Below are 3828 nucleotides of genomic sequence, written 5' to 3'. Positions count from 1 at the left end.
GCGGCTTCTTCTTCCCCATGCTCTCCATGATGGACATCATCCTTCCGGGGCCGAAGCCCCTGATCTCAGGTGTCCGTCAAAGCGGATCAAGCCCACGGACAGGAATGATGGCTTGAGCATCAGCAAGGTTGGTGGCCACCTCAACGCAGTCGCCGCCGTTGCTGCTGTACGAGGACTTGAACCATTCGGGCTCGGTCACTGGAGTTCCCTTCAGTCTGGTCTCGCCGATCTGCACACGGGTCAGACGTCGCCGAACTCCCCGACTGCCACGCTTCGGGCGAAGGCAGTCCACGCATCCCGCGAGAAGACCAACGCCGGGCCCTCGGGGTCCTTGGAGTCACGGACCGGGACGATGGCTTGAGTGGCGACAAGGTTGGTGGCCACCTCGACGCAGGCGCCGCCGTTGCTGCTGTAGGAGGACTTGAACCATGCGGGTTCGGTCACTGGAGTTCCCTTCGTGCCTTGCCAATCAGCGCCACGGATGCGGCCTGCGACAGCGCTTCTACCTGTAGCTGATGGTAGGCGGTCAACAGCGGCCGCACGGCTTCAGCATCGCGCGCGAAGTGTCCTTGCTGCGTGGACTCCGAGTAAGCACCCACTGACCGATCCGGCAGCGCCAGCAGGTAGACCGGCAGGTCAAAACTACGAGCCTCACCTATGCCGTACGGGGCGATCTGAATGACCACATGCGGCAACTCGGCGAGGGCAAGCAGAAAGTCGAGCTGCGCGCCCATGGTCTCTTCGCCGCCGACCGTCCGCCGGATACAGCTCTCGTCAAGGACAGCATGAAGCAGCGGCGTAGGCTGTCGGTCAAGGAGCTTCTGGCGAGCGGCAAGGAGGTTCAGCCGTTCAGCTGCTTGGGCCTGAGTAATGCTGCCCCGCCGAACAGCTCCGGTCGTGATCGCTGCCGCATACTCCGGCGTCTGCAGCAAGCCAGGGATGATGCCCAGTTCGAAGAGCCGAAGCTCAACCGCCCGTGCCTCATGGGCGACGTACTCCGGGAAGCCTTCGAGAATCGACGTGTTTCTGATGTCCCGGCACATGTCCACGAACAGGCTGCCTGTCCCGAACACGGCGTCAGCTCTGCGCGCGAAACGCAGCGTTGCTGACTTGCGACTGGTTTCCACGGCCGAGACATGCGTCCCCGAGTACTCCATCCGCGCGCCCAGCTCGTCCTGTGTCCAGCCGTTCGCCTCGCGTGAGCTGCGGAGTTGGGCGCCGAAAGCGGCGCTCGGGGATGCGTACGGATCCAACTCCAGACGGTTCAAGATCTAGTCTTCCTTCCGCTCTGACAGGTTGAAGACGCCCTGACTGTACGGGACAGTGAGTCGCCCTGGTAGTGGAACGACTACGGAGAGGAGCGACAATGAGCGCGCACAGAGAGCCTTCACCACCCCCTCAGGCGCCGGCTACGCCCCGGATCGGGGTGAAGGATCCGACGGTCAGCGCCCCTGGCCTTCCTCCGGGTTGGTCACCGCTGGACGACTACGACCCCCAGCTCTCCCGGCGGGCGACCGGTCTCATCCCGCAGGCGTACGAAGGCTGTTCGTGCGCCCGGTGCCGGAGTCTGCTCGCGGTGACAGGCGGCAGTGGAGTGGAGCAGTGAGCCCCCGGCGCAGCTCTTCGGCCGACTTGTTGATTGTCGCGGCGGTCACCGTCGTGGTGAGCGTGGGTGCGGGGCTGCTGGTGATGCTGCCGCTCGATGACGGCGCGAGCTTCTCCACCCGGGCCATGCTGTTCATGTTCACCGCCTGCCCGCTGGTCATGGTCTGCGCGACCGCCTCCGGGCCGTTCATCCGGCGGCGGGGATGACCGCGCCCGCACTGTCACCCGTCCCCTTGCCGCCCAACCACCAGTGGCGGCTGGGGCGTTGTGTCTGCTGTGACCGTCAGACGCTGGTCGCTCCGGGGCCGCAGATCCCGGCGGACAGCGGGCTCGTGACCCTCCCGTACTGCCTGACCGGCTTCGAGCGGGCCGGGCGGTACGTCCAGCGGGTCCGGCTCCGCGCACAGCTGTACGAGAACCGAACGGAGTTAGCCGGATGACCCAGGACGGAACGTCCTTCATGAGTCCGCCGCCCCGGCGGATCGCCGGCCAGGCCGTACTGGTCCACCCGGACGACGAGCGGGTGCTCCTGCTCGATGCGGCCGGCGGCCCGTACCGGCGGCTGCCCGGCGGGCAGGCAAAACAGGACGAACCCGCACACCGCACCGTCCGCCGTCTGGTCGCCGCGCAGCTCGGGATCGCCCTGCCGTTCACCGGCGCCGACCTCGCCGCCGTCGACTACTCGCCCGCCGACCCGTCCACGGGCAGCCGCGAAGGATACGCCTTCGTCTTCACCGTACGGCTGACGCACGATCAAGCAGCCCAGGCCCAGGCCCGAAATCCGGACCCGCCGGGCTTCGGCTGGACCACCCCGCAGAAGCTCTCCGCCGTCTGCGCCGACCGCGACGTGCTGCGCATCAGCGAGGCCCTGGCCTGGTACGCCGTCCAGGGGTCGGCCGCCCTGCTGGTCGACGGCGCCCTCGCCGCGTAGCCCACCCTCAGGCCGCGAGTGCCGCCGCGTCCGCCATCACGATGACCGGGTGGGCGGCGGGGTCGAGGAGGCGGAGGAGGTCGACCATGTGCTGTTCGCTGACGGTGACGCAGCCGTGGGTCGGTCCGCCGTGGTCGACGTGCAGCCAGATGCCGCCGCCCCGGAAGCTGCCCTGAGGTCTGCGGGTGTCGAGCGGGGAGGTGCCGGTGATGCGGTTGTAGTCGATGGCGATCACGTAGTCGAAGGAGCCTTCGAGCCGCTCGTCGGCGAAGCCCGTACCGTCCGCCTCGAAGCGGTCGTCCTGGTGGTAGGGCAGCCTGCCGCCCGGGTCGGGTCTGCGGCCGCCCGCGTCGCCCAGGGTGTAGAGGCCGATCGGGCTGCGCAGGTCGTCCAGGGTGTGCTGGTACGTCCAGCCGTGGAAGCCGTTGTGGGCCGGCCAGGTCGCCACCGCTTCCCAGTGGCCGGCGGCGTTGCAGTTCCAGACCGTCAGGGTGCTGTCGGAGGAGTCGCGGCCGTGGCCCGTGACCAGTACCAGCTGCCTGCTCTCCGCGGGGATCCTGGAGCCGAGGGCCCGGCCGACCCCCGGCAGCCCGTCGACGGCCGCCTCGGCGGCCGGGACGACGGCCTGCGGGGCCGCCTGGGCGGGCGAGGGCTGCGGTGCCTCGCCGTACCTGCTGTGCCGGGCTCCGTCGGCCGGGACCTCCGGCGGCTGTGGCCGGCCGACCCCGAGCATCAGGCAGGTCGTGGCGACCACGGCGATCGCCGTGGCCCCCGCGGCCGTCGCGCCCGCCCGACGGAGCCGCCGCCGGTGCCAGCCCCCCGGGCCTGGCCGTCGCCGGGAGACGGCGGTCGCACCGGGCGGTCGCGACGGCGCGGGGTCGTGCTCGGGACTGGTCATCGGATACCTCCAAGGAGACCCCGGCCTTCAGGCCGGGGAGGAATCGGATCTCCTGCGGAGCAGGGCAGCGGGCAGCGTTTCGCCATTGGGCGGACCGCAGCGCCGTAACCTGTGGGATTTGGTCTGCTACTGACAGTCACGCTAGGTTGCGAGGTATGACCACGGCTCACGTGAAGCGGGCGTATCGGTACCGCTTCTACCCGACGGATGCGCAGGCGGCCGAGCTGTCGCGCACCTTCGGCTGTGTCCGGAAGGTCTACAACATGGCACTCGCCGCCCGTACCGAGGCGTGGACGCTGCGCCGGGAGCGGGTCAACTACAACGCCACCAGCGCGATGCTGACGGCCTGGAAGAAGACCGGGGATCTGGCGTACCTGGCGGAGGTGTCGTCGGT

Annotated in this window: 6 protein-coding genes and 1 pseudogene; 3 read left to right on the top strand and 4 right to left on the bottom strand. The window is 68.9% G+C overall.

Annotation, left to right across the window (positions count from 1 at the left end):
- Positions 1-94: 94 nt before the first annotated feature.
- The 3 genes and pseudogenes from ABD330_RS32080 to ABD330_RS32070 form a co-directional block, all read right to left on the bottom strand.
- Positions 95-199, bottom strand: a pseudogene (locus tag ABD330_RS32080) (DUF397 domain-containing protein); the annotation flags it as partial.
- Positions 200-240: 41 nt separating this feature from the next.
- Positions 241-444 (bottom strand): DUF397 domain-containing protein, encoded by a 204-nt coding sequence (locus ABD330_RS32075; protein WP_344469838.1) that lies wholly within the window; start codon positions 442-444, stop codon positions 241-243.
- Positions 441-1271 (bottom strand): helix-turn-helix domain-containing protein, encoded by an 831-nt coding sequence (locus ABD330_RS32070; RefSeq protein ID WP_344469839.1) that lies wholly within the window; start codon positions 1269-1271, stop codon positions 441-443. The genes ABD330_RS32075 and ABD330_RS32070 overlap by 4 nt, the downstream gene beginning before the upstream one ends.
- Before the next feature lie 331 nt (positions 1272-1602).
- On the opposite strand from ABD330_RS32070, the gene ABD330_RS32065 reads away from it, so the two are divergent.
- The gene (locus ABD330_RS32065; protein ID WP_344469837.1) at positions 1603-1812 is read left to right on the top strand and encodes a hypothetical protein; all 210 of its coding nucleotides are present in this window, start codon (positions 1603-1605) and stop codon (positions 1810-1812) included.
- A gap of 229 nt (positions 1813-2041) precedes the next feature.
- Positions 2042-2536, top strand: a complete 495-nt coding sequence (locus ABD330_RS32060; RefSeq protein WP_344469836.1) for an NUDIX hydrolase — start codon at positions 2042-2044, stop codon at positions 2534-2536.
- A gap of 7 nt (positions 2537-2543) precedes the next feature.
- Here the strand turns inward: ABD330_RS32060 and ABD330_RS32055 are convergent, their stop codons facing one another.
- Positions 2544-3434: a L,D-transpeptidase family protein gene (locus ABD330_RS32055; protein ID WP_344469835.1), complete on the bottom strand. Its 891-nt coding sequence runs from the start codon at positions 3432-3434 to the stop codon at positions 2544-2546.
- A 155-nt stretch (positions 3435-3589) separates the two neighbouring features.
- Between ABD330_RS32055 and ABD330_RS32050 the strand changes: the two genes are divergently transcribed.
- A partial coding sequence (locus tag ABD330_RS32050; RefSeq protein WP_344469834.1) for a helix-turn-helix domain-containing protein occupies positions 3590-3828 on the top strand: 239 nt, incomplete at its 3' end.

This window comes from Kitasatospora kazusensis (genome assembly GCF_039529945.1).
GTDB lineage: Bacteria > Actinomycetota > Actinomycetes > Streptomycetales > Streptomycetaceae > Kitasatospora > Kitasatospora kazusensis.
This window is presented reverse-complemented; position numbering and strand designations above follow the sequence as displayed.